This is a genomic window from Streptomyces sp. NPDC060232 (assembly GCF_042726555.1).
Lineage (GTDB): Bacteria > Actinomycetota > Actinomycetes > Streptomycetales > Streptomycetaceae > Streptomyces.
On sequence record NZ_JBHXAG010000032.1, the window covers coordinates 1 to 13,447 of the forward strand.

Annotated in this window: 15 protein-coding genes and 4 pseudogenes; 12 read left to right on the forward strand and 7 right to left on the reverse strand. The window is 69.7% G+C overall.

All coding sequences use genetic code 11. The features are described 5' to 3' along the window. Positions 1-88 precede the first annotated feature (88 nt). Positions 89-1,123, reverse strand: coding sequence for an IS630 family transposase (locus tag ACFWFZ_RS31190; protein ID WP_387126794.1), 1,035 nt, complete (start codon positions 1,121-1,123; stop codon positions 89-91). 62 nt (positions 1,124-1,185) lie between these two features. Further along, positions 1,186-1,662: a hypothetical protein gene (locus ACFWFZ_RS31195; RefSeq protein WP_387126797.1), complete on the reverse strand. Its 477-nt coding sequence runs from the start codon at positions 1,660-1,662 to the stop codon at positions 1,186-1,188. 372 nt (positions 1,663-2,034) lie between these two features. Here ACFWFZ_RS31195 and ACFWFZ_RS31200 point away from each other — a divergent pair, with 372 nt between their 5' ends. From ACFWFZ_RS31200 to ACFWFZ_RS31210, 3 genes and pseudogenes are all read left to right on the forward strand, one after another. Next, complete coding sequence (locus ACFWFZ_RS31200) at positions 2,035-2,625, forward strand: ATP-binding protein (protein ID WP_387126800.1); 591 nt, start codon at positions 2,035-2,037, stop codon at positions 2,623-2,625. Positions 2,626-2,808: 183 nt separating this feature from the next. Beyond that, complete coding sequence (locus ACFWFZ_RS31205; protein ID WP_387126802.1) at positions 2,809-3,807, forward strand: hypothetical protein; 999 nt, start codon at positions 2,809-2,811, stop codon at positions 3,805-3,807. A gap of 210 nt (positions 3,808-4,017) precedes the next feature. Next, a pseudogene (locus ACFWFZ_RS31210) lies at positions 4,018-4,146 on the forward strand (IS5/IS1182 family transposase); the annotation flags it as partial. A 218-nt stretch (positions 4,147-4,364) separates the two neighbouring features. Here the strand turns inward: ACFWFZ_RS31210 and ACFWFZ_RS31215 are convergent. Next, on the reverse strand, positions 4,365-4,565 hold the full coding sequence (locus tag ACFWFZ_RS31215; protein WP_387126893.1) for a hypothetical protein: 201 nt from the start codon (positions 4,563-4,565) through the stop codon (positions 4,365-4,367). 161 nt (positions 4,566-4,726) lie between these two features. After that, positions 4,727-4,855: pseudogene (locus tag ACFWFZ_RS31220) on the reverse strand (IS630 family transposase); the annotation flags it as partial. Positions 4,856-4,941: 86 nt separating this feature from the next. On the opposite strand from ACFWFZ_RS31220, the pseudogene ACFWFZ_RS31225 reads away from it, so the two are divergent. From ACFWFZ_RS31225 to ACFWFZ_RS31235, 3 genes and pseudogenes are all read left to right on the forward strand, one after another. Continuing rightward, positions 4,942-5,232: pseudogene (locus tag ACFWFZ_RS31225) on the forward strand (transposase); the annotation flags it as partial. Between the two features lie 256 nt (positions 5,233-5,488). Continuing rightward, complete coding sequence (locus ACFWFZ_RS31230) at positions 5,489-6,127, forward strand: ClpP family protease (protein WP_387126804.1); 639 nt, start codon at positions 5,489-5,491, stop codon at positions 6,125-6,127. A 1-nt stretch (position 6,128) separates the two neighbouring features. Continuing rightward, the gene (locus ACFWFZ_RS31235; protein ID WP_387126806.1) at positions 6,129-6,731 is read left to right on the forward strand and encodes a ClpP family protease; all 603 of its coding nucleotides are present in this window, start codon (positions 6,129-6,131) and stop codon (positions 6,729-6,731) included. Between the two features lie 87 nt (positions 6,732-6,818). Here ACFWFZ_RS31235 and ACFWFZ_RS31240 read toward each other — a convergent pair whose 3' ends face one another. Beyond that, positions 6,819-7,250, reverse strand: coding sequence for a helix-turn-helix domain-containing protein (locus ACFWFZ_RS31240; protein WP_387126808.1), 432 nt, complete (start codon positions 7,248-7,250; stop codon positions 6,819-6,821). Positions 7,251-7,405: 155 nt separating this feature from the next. Between ACFWFZ_RS31240 and ACFWFZ_RS31245 the strand changes: the two are divergent. After that, positions 7,406-7,685: pseudogene (locus ACFWFZ_RS31245) on the forward strand (IS5/IS1182 family transposase); the annotation flags it as partial. Here ACFWFZ_RS31245 and ACFWFZ_RS31250 read toward each other — a convergent pair. Continuing rightward, entirely contained in the window at positions 7,679-8,113 is a 435-nt protein-coding gene (locus ACFWFZ_RS31250) for a DUF6415 family natural product biosynthesis protein (protein ID WP_387126810.1), read from the reverse strand. The pseudogene ACFWFZ_RS31245 and the gene ACFWFZ_RS31250 overlap by 7 nt on opposite strands. Continuing rightward, positions 8,110-8,994: a hypothetical protein gene (locus ACFWFZ_RS31255; protein WP_387126812.1), complete on the reverse strand. Its 885-nt coding sequence runs from the start codon at positions 8,992-8,994 to the stop codon at positions 8,110-8,112. Before ACFWFZ_RS31255 ends, ACFWFZ_RS31250 begins: the two co-directional genes overlap by 4 nt. A gap of 234 nt (positions 8,995-9,228) precedes the next feature. On the opposite strand from ACFWFZ_RS31255, the gene ACFWFZ_RS31260 reads away from it, so the two are divergent. From ACFWFZ_RS31260 to ACFWFZ_RS31280, 5 genes are all read left to right on the forward strand, one after another. Further along, a complete protein-coding gene (locus ACFWFZ_RS31260; protein ID WP_387126814.1) occupies positions 9,229-9,435 on the forward strand; it encodes a DUF6207 family protein in 207 nt (68 codons plus the stop codon). A 378-nt stretch (positions 9,436-9,813) separates the two neighbouring features. After that, on the forward strand, positions 9,814-10,365 hold the full coding sequence (locus ACFWFZ_RS31265) for an EF-hand domain-containing protein (RefSeq protein WP_387126885.1): 552 nt from the start codon (positions 9,814-9,816) through the stop codon (positions 10,363-10,365). A gap of 576 nt (positions 10,366-10,941) precedes the next feature. Then, on the forward strand, positions 10,942-11,643 hold the full coding sequence (locus tag ACFWFZ_RS31270) for a hypothetical protein (RefSeq protein ID WP_387126816.1): 702 nt from the start codon (positions 10,942-10,944) through the stop codon (positions 11,641-11,643). A 305-nt stretch (positions 11,644-11,948) separates the two neighbouring features. Continuing rightward, positions 11,949-12,740 carry an IPT/TIG domain-containing protein gene (locus ACFWFZ_RS31275; RefSeq protein WP_387126818.1) on the forward strand — a complete coding sequence of 264 codons (792 nt, stop codon included), beginning with the start codon at positions 11,949-11,951 and terminating at the stop codon, positions 12,738-12,740. A gap of 149 nt (positions 12,741-12,889) precedes the next feature. Next, positions 12,890-13,447, forward strand: a 558-nt coding sequence (locus ACFWFZ_RS31280) for an IPT/TIG domain-containing protein (protein WP_387126821.1), incomplete at its 3' end; no start/stop codon positions are given.

Genomic DNA, 13,447 nt, shown 5'->3' on the forward strand with positions numbered 1-13,447 from the left:
CGCCGCCCTGTGCGTATCTCACGGTCCAGGGCTACCGGAGCGGACCGGCCGCCGTCATGCGAACGGCTCCGACATCACCCAATCAAGTTCAGTAGCGGACGTGCGGGCCGCCGAAGTAGCCGCGGACGATGTGTGGCTGACGTTGTCGGCGGTGGAAGAACCTGCGAGTTTCGGCGGCGAGTTCGGCCTGGTTCCTGGCCCGGTGGGTGTGGGGCAGGCTGCGTTTGAGGTCGGCGTTGACCAGCTTGTCGGGGTTCAGTTCGGGAGAGTACGAGGGCAGGAAGTGCAGCTCGATCTCGCCGTTGTGGTCGGCGAGCCACTCCCGGACAGTCTTCGAGCGGTGGGCCGAGTGCCGGTCGACGATCAGGTGGATCTTCCGGTCGAAGTGCCCGACGATCCGGGCGAGGAAGCGGCACATGACCTTCGCGTCGAACGACTCGGTGAAGACCATGAAGTGCATCCGGCCGCGGGTGCTGATCGCGGACATCGCGTTCACGGAGAACCGGTTCCCGGTCCGGCGGACGACCGGCGTCCGGCCCTTGGCGCCCCAGGTGCGGCCGGTGACCTGGTCCGAGCGGATCCCGACCTGGTCGGCGAAGAGGACTTCGCCGTTCTCCGCCTTCGCCCTGGACCGGATCGCCGGCCAGGTCTCCTCGTGCCAGAGGCGGACCGCTTCCGGGTCCTGCTCGACCGCCCGCTTGTCCGGACGCTGGAAGGTCAGCCCCCAACGCTTGAGGTAGTTGCCCACCCCGGGCTCGGTGAAGCGGACGCCGTACAGCTTGAAGATCAGCTCGCCTATCTGCCCCCGTGTCCACAGCTGACCCGAAAGTCCCAGGTCGGAGGGGATGTGATCGAGGACAGCCTGCCGGACGGCAGCCTGCTCGGCCTCCGACAGGACCTGGTGCTCACCCACGCGACGGCCTCGCGGGCGGCACAGCAGTGCCTCCCGGCCGCCGGCCCGCCACCTCACCCACCAGTTGTCCACGGCCTTCACCGACACCTTGAACAGGGCGGCAACCTCCACCCGGTCCCGGCCCTCCACCAGCGCGGACACCGCCAGCAACCGCGCGGCCTCCTGCGCATCCGGCGACCAGGCCCGCGCATCCCCCACCAGATCACTCACGCACCGTCAACGAGCCTGAATCCAAAGCGTTTCGGATCAATAGAAGTGAACGAAGCGAGGCATCAGATGGACGGGCTGCCGCCGAGGTTCCAGAGGAAGTCGCCCTTGCCGTCATCGGCGATGTCATAGACGAGCCCGGCGTCGCCTGTGATGCCGCCTGCCGGCACGGAGGTCCACGGCGTCCAGCAGACATACCCGCCGCCGGCCTCCTTGGAGTTGACCGCGCTCTTGTAGTTGCAGACGGCGCTCGTCTTCAAGACGTCGTTCTTCTCCAGCCGAGTGCTGAGCAGCAGCTTGTTGAACTTGCCGCTGCCGCCCTCTTGCCAGCTGAAGGATGCGGAAGCCCGGACCTGGCCGCTGAAGTTTCGCCAGACGCACACGCGACTGGTGATGTCGGTGTTGAACCCGTTGGTCGGGAGTTCGATGTGCTGGTAGCCGGTACAGCGGTACTCGTCGGATGCGGATGCCGGGCTGGCCAGGCCGATGATGGCGGTCAGCGCGATGGCTGACGCCCCGGCGAGACGTAGGCGTGATACCACAATGCCCCCTGAGGTGGATCGCTACTGCGAAGATCCTATGAGGCGCAGAGCGGGGGCGGCAAGCTCAATTGCCGCGTGTCTAGAAGGCTGTTGGGTCTCCAAGAGAGAATCACCGATGCTTTGCATAGGCCACTTCCGACCTGCTCGGGTCATAGCGGAGAACACCCGGCAGCCACCCGTACAGCCATGACGGACGCCCGGCCCACTCATCACGCGCGCATGCCGTGCGTGGCGGTGGTTCCCGGCCGGCGGCAAGGGCCCCGCTGAGTCGTGGTTCGATGCTGCAGCCCGAACGAGAACCCGACGGATACTTGCCCGATGGATGGATCAAGGGCTTCTTGGGTCAACACCACGCACGAATGGACCGGCACCGTGGACGCGGACCATCTCGATCGGATCCGGCAGGCATCCGCAGAGTTCGCGCCGGACGGACCCGAACACCTCGTTCTCGAGATCGTTGCTTACGCCGCTGACGAGGCAGCGAGCCGGGGCGGCGGACAGTGTGTGGTCACGCTGCATGCCGACGGCTCGGCGTCGGTGAAAGATGACGGCCGGGGCACCGACACTCGGGTTGACGAGCACGGCCGAGTGGTGAAGAAACCGATCATGGCCACGAAGGACCTTCGATTCTTCGACCTCCCGGAGGTGGAGCGGCTGCCGGACGGACATCCGCGTCGCGGCATGTCCGTCGTCGCAGCGCTCAGCGAGTGGCTGATCCATACCAACCGCCGTTTCAACGGATCCTGGAGCCAGCGCTATGAGCACGGCGTTCCGGTGACCGACCTGCGGCCCGTCGAAGCCGACGGGACCACGGGGACCTGCGTCCGCATCCTGCCGGACGAAGCCCTGCGTTCCCGGTGGTCGTTGACTGCGGGCGATCTGGTGCGGTGGTCCGCATACTGGCCCGACCTGACCGCTCACCTCGACGATCAGCGCGACAGCGAGGACCGGGCAGGTCCGTGACCACGGGGCGGCACGACCGCTGCCGGGCACGCCGCGCGCGGCAGGCCGCGCGCTCGTCGGTCTCCCGGGCCTGCCGGAGCGGAGCCGCGGCCCGGCCACGGGCCTGTGCCTCCCCCGTGAGGGGGAGCGCAATGGTTCGGCGGGAGGATCCGATCCGGCCGCATCGTCGGGAGGCTGGACAGCATGAACACCGATGCACTGCGCCCCGGCCCGAGCGGCGAAGCTCCGGTCGCGGGGCCGGCCACGTCGCCCTTGCTGAGAATGCGTCGCATCAGCGGTTACGGCGTCGCCGTCGCGGTCACTCCGTACCTGCTGATCAAGATCGTCTGGACCTTCGGTCTCTTCCTTTCGACCGAGCAGATGGGCGAAACCGGCTGGCGCACGATCAACGCGGCCACCGCGGCACTCGCCGCGGTGGCCATCGTGCTGGCGATGGCGTTCTGCCGGCCGTGGGGTGAGCGGCTGCCCGCATGGCTGGTGGCCCTGCCCGTATGGGTGGGCACCGGCCTGCTCGTTCCCGTGGTCTTCCTGGCACCGGTGCTCGGCCCAGCCGCCATGGCCCGGGACAAGGAGGCCGGGGCCGCCGACATCTGGGCCTACGAACAGATGCTCGTCATGGTCTCCCTGGTCGGGATCGGCATCGGTCTGCCGCTCGGTCTGGCGGGCTACGCCAAGGCGCGGTGGCCGGAGGCGCTCGGCGGCCCGACCGACTACGCGGAACGTCCGGGGAACACCCGGCGGCTGCAGACCGGCCTCGCCGGGCTCGTCGCCGTCGGCAGCATCCTGCTCGGCGTCACCAAGGTGTACTGGGCGACGGGCGGCGCCCTCGGCCTCGACCCGACCCTGCTCGATGAACGCGATGTGTGGTGGCACCTCCTGTCATTCAGCACCGGCGCGTGGGCCCTCGCGGGAGCGTGGGGCCTCCTCGTGCTGACCACCCGCCGCGGGTCACGGAGGTTCCTGCCCCCCATGGCGGCGGCATGGATCTCGTCGGCAACGCTCTTCTCCCAAGCCGCGTACAACGGCTTGTCCGCCACGCGCGCCGACGCGCAGCCCTCTCCTGAGTACCCGCTGGCACACGTGCTGACCAGCGAGGCCGGCATCGTCCTGGGAGCGGTCATGGGGATGACCATCCTGCTGGTGCTGCACGACCGCAGGCGCGCCCTGCGCGGCGAGCCCTGACGGCCCGCCGGCAGCTCGGCCCCGCGCTTGTGCATCGGACTCGCTCTTCACGGGGCGGACGTCCACAAACGCCCGGCGGGCCGGCGGTGACGGGACTCCCGCGACCAGCCTCCTGCCGTGGCGGAGCGCGGCCAACTTGTCCGTGGGCCAGCCCCTCGTGTCGGCCCCTCGGCCGCCCATCCCCACGACAGCCAAGCGTTCAGCGGAGCGATGTCCTGGCTGACCGGCTACCGCCGGCCCAACCACCGTTACGAACGCCGTCCCCGCAACTACCCGGCATTCCTCGGCCCCGCCGCAGCCATCTGCTGCTCCAAGCGGCTCGTTCTCCTCACCACATAGGACACGGTCTCAGTCGGCTATTCCTTCGGCTGAAAGCAGCGCGGGCCTCAGGCAGTTGCATCCCACGACCTCGGTCCGGCCCTGGGGTGCGACCTCGAACGTGACCGTCATGCTGAGTCGCACCTTCGTGCTCAGCCAGTGCTTGTTCCCACCGCCGAGTAGCGTCCCGCGGATTGTTCTTCCCGTACCAGAAGGCGTAGTAGGCGGACGCACCCGACTTACCCTGCCAAGCAGGTGACCAGGGACTTGCCGTCCACCAGCCGCAGCACCGGCATGTCCGGGGCCGTGACCTGGAGATCGAAGGTACGCCGCACTCCGCGCAGTTCGTTTTCCGGATGGTTGTAGGTCTCGACCACGTCGCTTGTGAGCTCGCCCGGCGCGAAGTACTCGCTCTCCGGTTCACCGTCCGCCGCGTCCACAACTGCCCGCTCAAGCCCACGTCACAGGGTCGATGGTCGAGGACGGCCTGCCGCACGGCGCCCTGCTCGGCCTCCCCGAGCACCTGGTGCACCCCGACCGGCTTGCCCCGCGGCCGTACGACCAGCGCCTCCCGGCCGCCCGCCTGCCACTTCACCCACCACTTGTCGACCGCCTTCAGCGACACCCCGAACACCGCCGCCACGTCCTCACGGTCCCGCCCCGCCACCAACGCGGCCACCGCCCGCAGCCGCAGGGCCTCCTGCCGCGCGTCCCCCACCAGATCGCTCACACCCCACCCACGACCCAGAACCCAAACCGTCTCGGATCAATAGCCCCGGAAGGCCGGGGCGTAGTACGTGATCACTACGTAGTTGCGGCCGCCACTTCAAACCCCAGCGCCTACACGCCGACAAGGCCTACGACACACCTGAACTGCGGAAATGGCTACGGGGCAAGCGGATCGGCGTCCGCATCGCACGCAAAGGCATTGAGTCCAGCGAACGACTCGGGCGCCGCCGATGGGTGATCGAACGGACCATGTCCTGGCTCACCGGCTACCGCCGGCTCAACCACCGCTACGAGCGCCACTCCCGCAACTACCTGGCCTTTCTCGGCCTCGCTGCTGCCCTCTGCTGCTACAAGCGGCTCGTCCGCCTCACCACATAGGACACGGTCTAAGTGGCTGATCACGAGGTGGCATCCCCCGCTCAGGTGCTCCCAGCGGCGGGATCGTGTCCTGAGATGCTGGTTGTCGATGCTCCCTGCAGGGCGGGGGACGGCGCAGACCCGGGGGGGGCGACTACCAGTGTCGTGACGTGGTGTCCGCCCGTGGCGGATCTGCCGGGGGCAGAGGAACGGCGTCCGGGGGGGTCCCGGGGTCAAGAGTGGAGTCGACGGCATTCCGCCTCGACAAGGAGAAGAGATGACTCCCCTCACCATGCTCGCGCCCCGCGCGGAGGAGGGCGACACACCGCCCGGCCACTTCGACGACCACCTCGCGGCTAGGCTGCTCGACCAGCGGATCGTCCTCCTCGGCACCCAGGTCGACGAGGTGTCGGCCAACCGGGTGTGCGCGCAGCTGCTGCTGCTGTCGGCGCAGGACCCGCGCTCCGACATCAGCCTGTACGTCAACAGCCCAGGCGGGTCGGTCACCGCGGGTCTCGCCATCTACGACACGATGCGGCTCATCCCGAACGACGTCTCGACGCTGGCGATGGGCTTCGCCGCCAGCATGGGCCAGTTCCTGCTCACCGTGGGGACGCCCGGAAAGCGGTTCGCGCTGCCGAACGCGCGGATCATGATGCACCAGCCCTCGGCGGGCATCGGCGGCACCGCCGCGGACATCGAGATTCAGGCGGAGAACCTCCAATTCACCAAGAAGGCCGTCGAGCGGATCACCGCCCAGCACACCGGGCAGAGCGAGGAGACGATCGCGCGGGACGGCGACCGGGACCGCTGGTTCACGGCCGAACAGGCCAGGGAGTACGGGATGGTGGACCGGGTGGTGGAGTCGCTCGCCGACATCCGCCCGGCCACTCCGCGCCGACGGACGGGGCTGTGACATGGGGTCGTACACGGTTCCGTACGTAATCGAGCGGACCGCGCAGGGCGAGCGGTCCTACGACGTCTTCAGCCGGCTGCTGAACGAGCGGATCATCTTCCTCGGCACGGAGATCGACGACGGGGTCGCCAACGTGGTCATCGCGCAGCTCCTGCACCTGGAGTCGGCGAGCCCGGAGCAGGAAATCTCGATCTATCTCAACTCGCCCGGAGGTTCGTTCACTTCGCTGATGGCGATCTACGACACGATGACGTTCGTGCAGGCGCCGATCTCCACCTTCTGCGTCGGTCAGGCGGCGTCGACGGCGGCGGTGCTGCTGGCGGGTGGAGATCCCGGGCGACGGTTCGTGCTCCGGCACGCGCGGGTGCTGCTCGGCCAGCCGGCCAGCGGCGGCCGGCAGGGGACGGTCTCCGACCTCAGCCTCGCGGCCAAGGAGGTGGTCCGCATCCGCTCGCAGGTGGAGGAGGTCCTGTCCCGGCACACGCACCACGACGTGGCGACGCTCCGCGCGGACATGGACCGGGAGAAGGTGTTCACCGCCGAGGAGGCCGTGGCCTACGGGCTCGCCGACGAGGTGCTGAGCCGACGGTTCGCGTTCGTCTGAGCCCGAACCCGGCCGTGGCCGAGGGTCGGCGAGCGGCCGGTACGGCGGGGGCGCGCCCCCGCCGTACCGGCCGTCGGCCCGTTCCGGTCAGGCGGCGAGGCAGAAGCCGTCGTACTGCGCCGTGGGTGAGGTGCGGCCACGTGCCACCCGGCTCCGGGTGTGCCGGGCCAGCTCATCGCCAGCGAGCAGGAGCAGGTCGGCGAGGCCGAGCCCGAGGGCCTGGGCGGCGGCCGCGAGCACCTCGGAGGATGCCTCCTTGCGTCCGCGCTCCACCTCCGACAGGTACGGCATCGAGATCCGGGCCGCCTCCGAGACGTCCTTCAGCGTGCGTTCCTGGGCGAGCCGCTCGCGCCGCAGCACGTCGCCGACGAGGTCACGCCACAGGGGCTCCCTCGGCGCGCGTGGCTGTGGACGCCCTACGGGTCGCCGCAAGGCGCCGGCCGACCCGCCGGAACCGGGCGACGGAGCCTGTGGGCGCACGGAGATGACGCGGGACTCGTTCGGCGCATGAGTGCTCACCCTCTCACCCTAGGGATCCGGGGCGCGGGGGGAAGGGGGTGGCCTTCTGCCCTGGGTGAAGCCGCGCCGGTGCCTGGGGCGAAGCCGGTCCAGCGCCAGGTTCCGTCTGGAGCTCGGAACATGAGTGCGGTGTGGTGCTGCGGAAGATCCCGGCCGTCGCCGGCCTGTCGGGCCGGCCCCGCAGACGGCCGGGACACGCTCCTGGCCGACCGCGGATACGACCACGACAAGTACCGCCGACTGGTCTGGGTGACGGGAGTCAAACCCGTGGTCGCCCGCCGCGGCGTGCCACACGGCTCCGGCCTCGGCGTCTACCGCCGGTGCGTGGAACGGACCATCGCCTGGCTCCACGGCTTGCGCCGGCTCCGCATCCGATGGGAACGATGCGACGACATCCACGAATCCTTCCTCGGCCTCGCCACCCGCATTCACCCACCGCCACGTCCAACGCCTTCGTCAGGACCCGTTAGAGCCCTGACGGGCCCGCGCGCGGCCTCGTCGAGGCGGTCGAGGCGCTCGTAGAGGGCGCGGACGAGACGCGCACGGCCCCGGGCGCAGCGGACGGTGCCCCGCAAGGTGCCCGACAGCCAGCGCCCGGCTTCGGCGAGGACGACCTCCGCGAGGGCGCGGGCCGGGTGGTCCTCGTGGAGCCGGTCGGCAGCTCGGCGGACGTCGTCGGCCACCGCGCGGGCGGCGCCGGTCAGCTGGAGCGCGATCTGCTGGAGGTCCGCCGCAGGCAGGCCGGGGGCGCCGCTCCAGCCGAGGACGGCCTTGACCAGGCACTCGTGGGACACGCGGTCGAGCGGGAGTTCACCTTCGAGGTGCCCCTCGGGGTCGTGCAGGACCAGGTGTGTGCTGCTCATCGTGGCCTCGCCGGCGTGGGCATCGGCCGCGGGCGGCGGGCGTCCGTCTGCAAAGCGAACGTACGGCGGCCGCGGACGCGCAGGACTGACCGCGCGTACGGGTTCCGGTGCGCCGGGCGACCGGTGGGCAGGCCGGTATGGGCAGGCCGCGACGTAGCCCGGTCCCGGGCCGCGGACGGCGACCGCAAGGGTCCGCCGGCACCGCGGGCCTGCGGCTCTGGAAGGTCGCGGTGCGCGTAGCGCGGATGCGGGAGCTCCTCCTCGGGCATGTTCGCGATCTTCGCCGGCCCGGCGCGGTCCACCAGTCTGCTCGGCTCCGGCTCGGGGGCCTTCAGGTCGACGGCGCACTCCTCCAGCGGCCTTGGGTCCGCCGCGCGCCGGCGGTGCCCCGCCCACAGCGCCAGATGAGCACGCCAGTCGGGCAGGGCCGTCTGGTGCCCGTTGAACCCGGCGACGGCGGCGGCCTGCGCCCTGCCCGGGCCGGCGGGGTGGACCAGGAGGTCCGCGGCCGTGACGGTGTGCGCGTCCTGGACTGGGCGGACGGCGTAGCGTTCGTAGGCGCCGTCGAAGACCATGCCGGGCCGGTGCCAAGTGGTGCCGTCACACCGGTAGCCGCCGTGCCGGTAGAGGACGCCGGTGTGCCCGTACAGCCGGTCGTGGTGAAGCCCGCCCCCGCTGCCGTCCGTGATCAGCACGACCGTGCGGCCGTGGTCGGGGACCCATCCGCCGCCGGGTAAGGGGTCGGTGCGGCCCCGCAGTCCCTCGCCCTGGTCCCGGCCGGTGCGCCCGCTCGCGTCCGGATGGTCGAGCGGTAGCCGTTCGTCGTCGGTGAACGGCAGACCCGGAACGGGATGACCGGTACGAAGTCTGTTGGCCGCCATACGGAACCCACCCAAGATCGTCTCTCCCTTGCGACGTGAAGCCCCGTACAACACGGGGTAAGTCCTCCCATCTCTGTGGCAGCACCGGCTCTGTCAAACCGATCAGCGGACGGCGCGGCATCGCGCGGAGCGCGACAGGATCGTCCGGCCCCCTACGCCCCGGGGTTCGCGCACGTTCGGGTGAATCCAGGTCCGTCGGCGAATCGTGCCCCGCGGCCCGTCGTCGAACAGGGCATGAAGCCGGTCGACGAGCAGCACACCGCGGAGCCCGGCCCGGTGGTGCTGGACATCACCGGCGGGGGCGAGGACACCGTCACGGCCGCGCTGGAGGAGCGCCGGGCCACATCAGGCGTTGGCCCCGAGCGCCGGGATTCCGGCGAGCCCGGAGTTCGGGCCCGGGTCTACGCCGACGTCCTACGCCCGGGACGGGACGGCTCGTGAGGGGAGCCTGGGCAAGCCCTGCACGAAGGGCTTGCCCAGGGTCGCCTGAGGCTTGCCCGGGCGCTCAGGCGGGCTCGGCCTCCGCCCCCTATGGGGGGTGCGTACGCCCTGTGCCGTGGCAGTGGAAGCACGGTCCGTCGCCGGACGGTGCTGTGCTCGTCGATGGTGTCGACGGCATCGCGTAGGAGCCGGCTGAGGCCGTCGACGTGGCCGGTGTGAAGGGCGAGTTGGTGGCGCTTGTCGAGCAGGATCTCCAGCGCGGTCCCGGGCGCGGCAGCGCCCGGTTCGTAGGTGATGCCGCGGGTGACTGTGGTGATGAGCTTGTGAAGGTGGCCCATCGTTTCCCCTACGGACAGCTCGACTCGCGCGGTGAAGCCGATGTCGCCGGTCCGGGTGAGGGAGAGGAACGCGTCGGGGCGGTCGAGCGGTACGAGGTGGCCGACGGGATCGAGGCAGGACGGCTATCTGGACTGGACGGACAACCAAAAGCTCGCCGACCGCTACATCCAGGCCTACAAGCTCGCCAGGGACGACCGCCGGGCCAGGGCGCTGCAGACCTTCTGCCAGATCTACTGGCTGGAACTGCTGCGCCACGCGGGCGTCGACGGAGACCGGCTCACCAAGGACCAGTTCGTCACGGCCAACCGCCTCGCGGTCATCGACACCGGTCGGCTCAACGTCACCGAGGGCGGCGGCCATACGATCTTCGACGACACCGACGGCGACAACGAGATCAGCAAGAACGAGTTCGCCCGCTTCCTGAGGGATGTATGGAAGAGCGACGCGCCAGACGCGATGGGCTCGTTCACCAAGCTGGACACCGACGGGGACGGCGCGATCTCGCACCACGAATTCATCCGCGCGATCCGTGAGCACTCCCTCTCGAACGACCCCGACGCACCCGGCAGCATGTTCTTCGGGCGTGTCTGACCCCGCCCACTGCGTGGAGGCGCCAGTTTCGGCCGGAAGCCTCCCACGGCCGCCCCTGGAGTCCAGTTCCGGCGGGCGGCCGTCTCTGTGTGCGCATCCTCGCCGACAGCGCACGTTCCAGTGGGCCTTCTGACGGGGCGGGGGTGAACTCCACATCGGTGCCGCCGCAGCCGGCCGCGATGTCCAGCATCCGGTCCCGCTCCATCTCGTCGTCCGCGAGGCCCCAGCGGAGTTTCGTCGCGGTCCACTCCGCGCCGTACCGGCACAGCGCGTCCGGCGCCGGCGGCAGCCACTCCGCGGGGTGGTCGCGTTCCAGTTGTTGCCCCGGGTGGTGCGCCCCGCCGAATGGGTGACGGGCCGTCGCATCACTTGCCGGTAAGGCAGTTCAAATGAGTTACTCGTGCTGTCCGAACAGGTGGGCTGCCCATCCCTCCGCTGGGGAGTACACAGCTCATTGGAATCTGCCTGCGCACGCGGTCGCAGGTTCCCGAGGGCACCCACCGGAGGAACCGTCGGCCGACGCGCTCTCACGGTGCATCGGCTGATGAGGGTGGCTCATACGTCCAAGGAGGCGTGGTGCGAGTCATCAACATGCTTCGATTACTGTTCAGGGTCGGCGCGGCCGGAGGGCTCTTATGCGTGCTCACCGTCCCGGCAGCGCACGCAGAGGCGGCGGACCGGGCGCAAGCGGTGGTTGTGCCGTGCAGCGAGACGGCGTTGGTCAATGCCGTCGACGGAGCCAACGCCGCCGGGGGCGGGGACCTGATCCTCGCGCCGTTCTGTACCTACACCCTGACCGGCGCGCACAGCACGGGTGGCAGCGAAGGTCCGACGGGCTTGCCGAACATCACCACCCCGATCACCATGACCGGGCTGGCCACCGAAATCACCCGTGCGACGAACGCGCCCTCCTTCCGCATCATCGAGGTGGACGGTCCCTCACAAATCCCCTCCGCCCAGGGACAGCTCACCTTGTCCACGGTCACCATCAGCAATGGTGACGCCGGCCTCGGCGTGGGCGGTGGCATCGCCAACCTCGGCGGGTCGGTGACCATGACTGCGGGCGGTGTCCGGGACAGCCGGGCGTCGTTCGGCGGTGGTATCTACACCGACACCGCGCTAACGATGACCGCCAGCAGCGTCACCGGTAACACCGCCACCGTCAACGGCGGTGGCATCTACCGCAACGCAGGCTCCGTCACGCTACTCGCCAGCAATGTGTCCGGCAACATCCCGAACAACTGTGGCGCGACCGCCCCTTGGACCGTCCCCTGCTGAGACCGCCGGGCACTTGACTTGCCTGCGCCGGCGGGGATTTCACAGTGCGGTCGGGGAACGCGGCCTGTCTGCTCCAAACTGACCCGCGGTCGCGAAGCAAGCGAGATTGCCGGCGCCCGTGAAGTGGCGCGCCGCGTCCCTGCACAAGACAAGACGGGCCGCCCAGACGCCCCAAGGCAACGGTCTTCACATGTCTTCCCGCCCCACTGCCCACTGGAGCGTCCCCATGCGGCTGCAGGCCGCGTCAACCATCCGTCCGCTCTTGCTCCCTTACGGCAGAGCGGCACCTTCGAAGGAGAAAGATCATGGCAACCATCACTTCGGTAGTGGACACAACGACCACAACCAACCAGGGCAAGGCCGGGGACACCGTCCAGATCAACGGCACCGCGCTCTCGACGACCATCAGGGTGAACTTCGGTTCGGCGGCGGTCACCCCGACAAGCGTCACCGCCACCCAGGTCACCTTCGTGGTGCCCAGCTCGGCGCCGTGCTCCGGCCAGGTCTCAGTCAGCGTCACCAGCACCGCCGGCGCCACCAGCAACGCGCTTCCGTTCTTCGTCCTGGCCACCCCGACCACCACGGGGACGAGCGTAACCTGCGTGTCAGCTGCCACCGGCGGCCCGGTCACGCTGTTCGGCACCAACTTCCTCTCCGGAACGCAGGTCGGGGTGGGGACCGTCGGTACCGTGGCGGTCACCCCCACCCAGCCGAGCCAGGTCACCTTCACCGCCCCGGCCAACCCGGGCCAGGTCGGTACGGTCTCGACCCAGCCGCTGAGCATCACCACCGCCGGCGGCACCAGCCCCTCGGGCACCACTCTGATCGACTACTACCTCACGCCGGCCATCACCTCGGTGCTGCCCACCTCGGGCACGGAGGGCGAGGAGATCACCGTCACCGGAACCGATTTCGTCGGCGTCGACACCGTCACCTTCACCGACAGCACCGCCGCCACCGCCACCGCGGTCTTCACCCCCGTGAGCGACACCCAACTCGTCGCCACCGTGCCCAGCGGACTGGCCACCGGGGCCGGAAGTATCACGGTCCACACCTGCGGCGGCGACTCCAACGCCCAGGCCTTCACGATCGTCTGACCTTCCGAGACGGTCAGACGCCCACGCCAGATCCACGTCGCCGCCTGTCCGCAGAGCCTGATGCGGACAGGCGGCGACGCCCCTGTGCCCAGGCCGGCAGCCACCGGCCAGGGGGAATCGCCCAGGCGGTACGAGAAGGAGAAGAGCTCATGGCCCCAGTCGTGACCAGCGTCAGCCCCGCACAAGGTGCCCCAGCCGGGGGCACCAGCGTCACCATCACCGGCTCTGGCTTCACCGGCGCCACCCTGGTCAAATTCGGCCCCAAAGGCACCAAGTTCACCATCGTGAGTGACACCCTGATCACGGCCAAGACTCCCGCAGGAACCGGCACGGTTCACGTCACGGTCACGGCGCCGACGGGGACCAGCACCCAGAACGTGCTCTTCACCTACACCTCGCCCCTGCCCCCGGCCCCGAGCCTCAGCAGTGTCAGTCCGGCGTCCGGTCCGACGGCCGGCGGCAATACGGTGACCCTCAACGGAACCAACCTCACCGGCGCCACCTCCGTGAAGTTCGGGAAGAATGCGGCAGCCATCGTCACCAACACCTCGACACAGGTCACCGTCATTGCGCCTGGCGGGTCGCCGTCCTCGGTCGCTGTCACCGTCACCACGGCCGGCGGCACGAGCAACGCTTTGAGCTACACCTACCTTGCTGCTCCCGTTCCGGTTCTCAGCAGTCTCAGCCCCACGTCGGGCCCGACGTCG

Bases quoted from the DNA above. Each gene is read 5' to 3' on its own strand.
- ACFWFZ_RS31205 (WP_387126802.1), top strand. From the start codon at position 2,809: ATGAACACCGATGCACTGCGCCCCGGCCCGAGCGGCGAAGCTCCGGTC.
- ACFWFZ_RS31230 (WP_387126804.1), top strand. From the start codon at position 5,489: ATGACTCCCCTCACCATGCTCGCGCCCCGCGCGGAGGAGGGCGACACA.
- ACFWFZ_RS31235 (WP_387126806.1), top strand. From the start codon at position 6,129: ATGGGGTCGTACACGGTTCCGTACGTAATCGAGCGGACCGCGCAGGGC.
- ACFWFZ_RS31250 (WP_387126810.1), bottom strand. From the start codon at position 8,113: ATGAGCAGCACACACCTGGTCCTGCACGACCCCGAGGGGCACCTCGAA.
- ACFWFZ_RS31255 (WP_387126812.1), bottom strand. From the start codon at position 8,994: ATGGCGGCCAACAGACTTCGTACCGGTCATCCCGTTCCGGGTCTGCCG.
- ACFWFZ_RS31260 (WP_387126814.1), top strand. From the start codon at position 9,229: ATGAAGCCGGTCGACGAGCAGCACACCGCGGAGCCCGGCCCGGTGGTG.
- ACFWFZ_RS31265 (WP_387126885.1), top strand. From the start codon at position 9,814: ATGTCGCCGGTCCGGGTGAGGGAGAGGAACGCGTCGGGGCGGTCGAGC.
- ACFWFZ_RS31275 (WP_387126818.1), top strand. From the start codon at position 11,949: ATGGCAACCATCACTTCGGTAGTGGACACAACGACCACAACCAACCAG.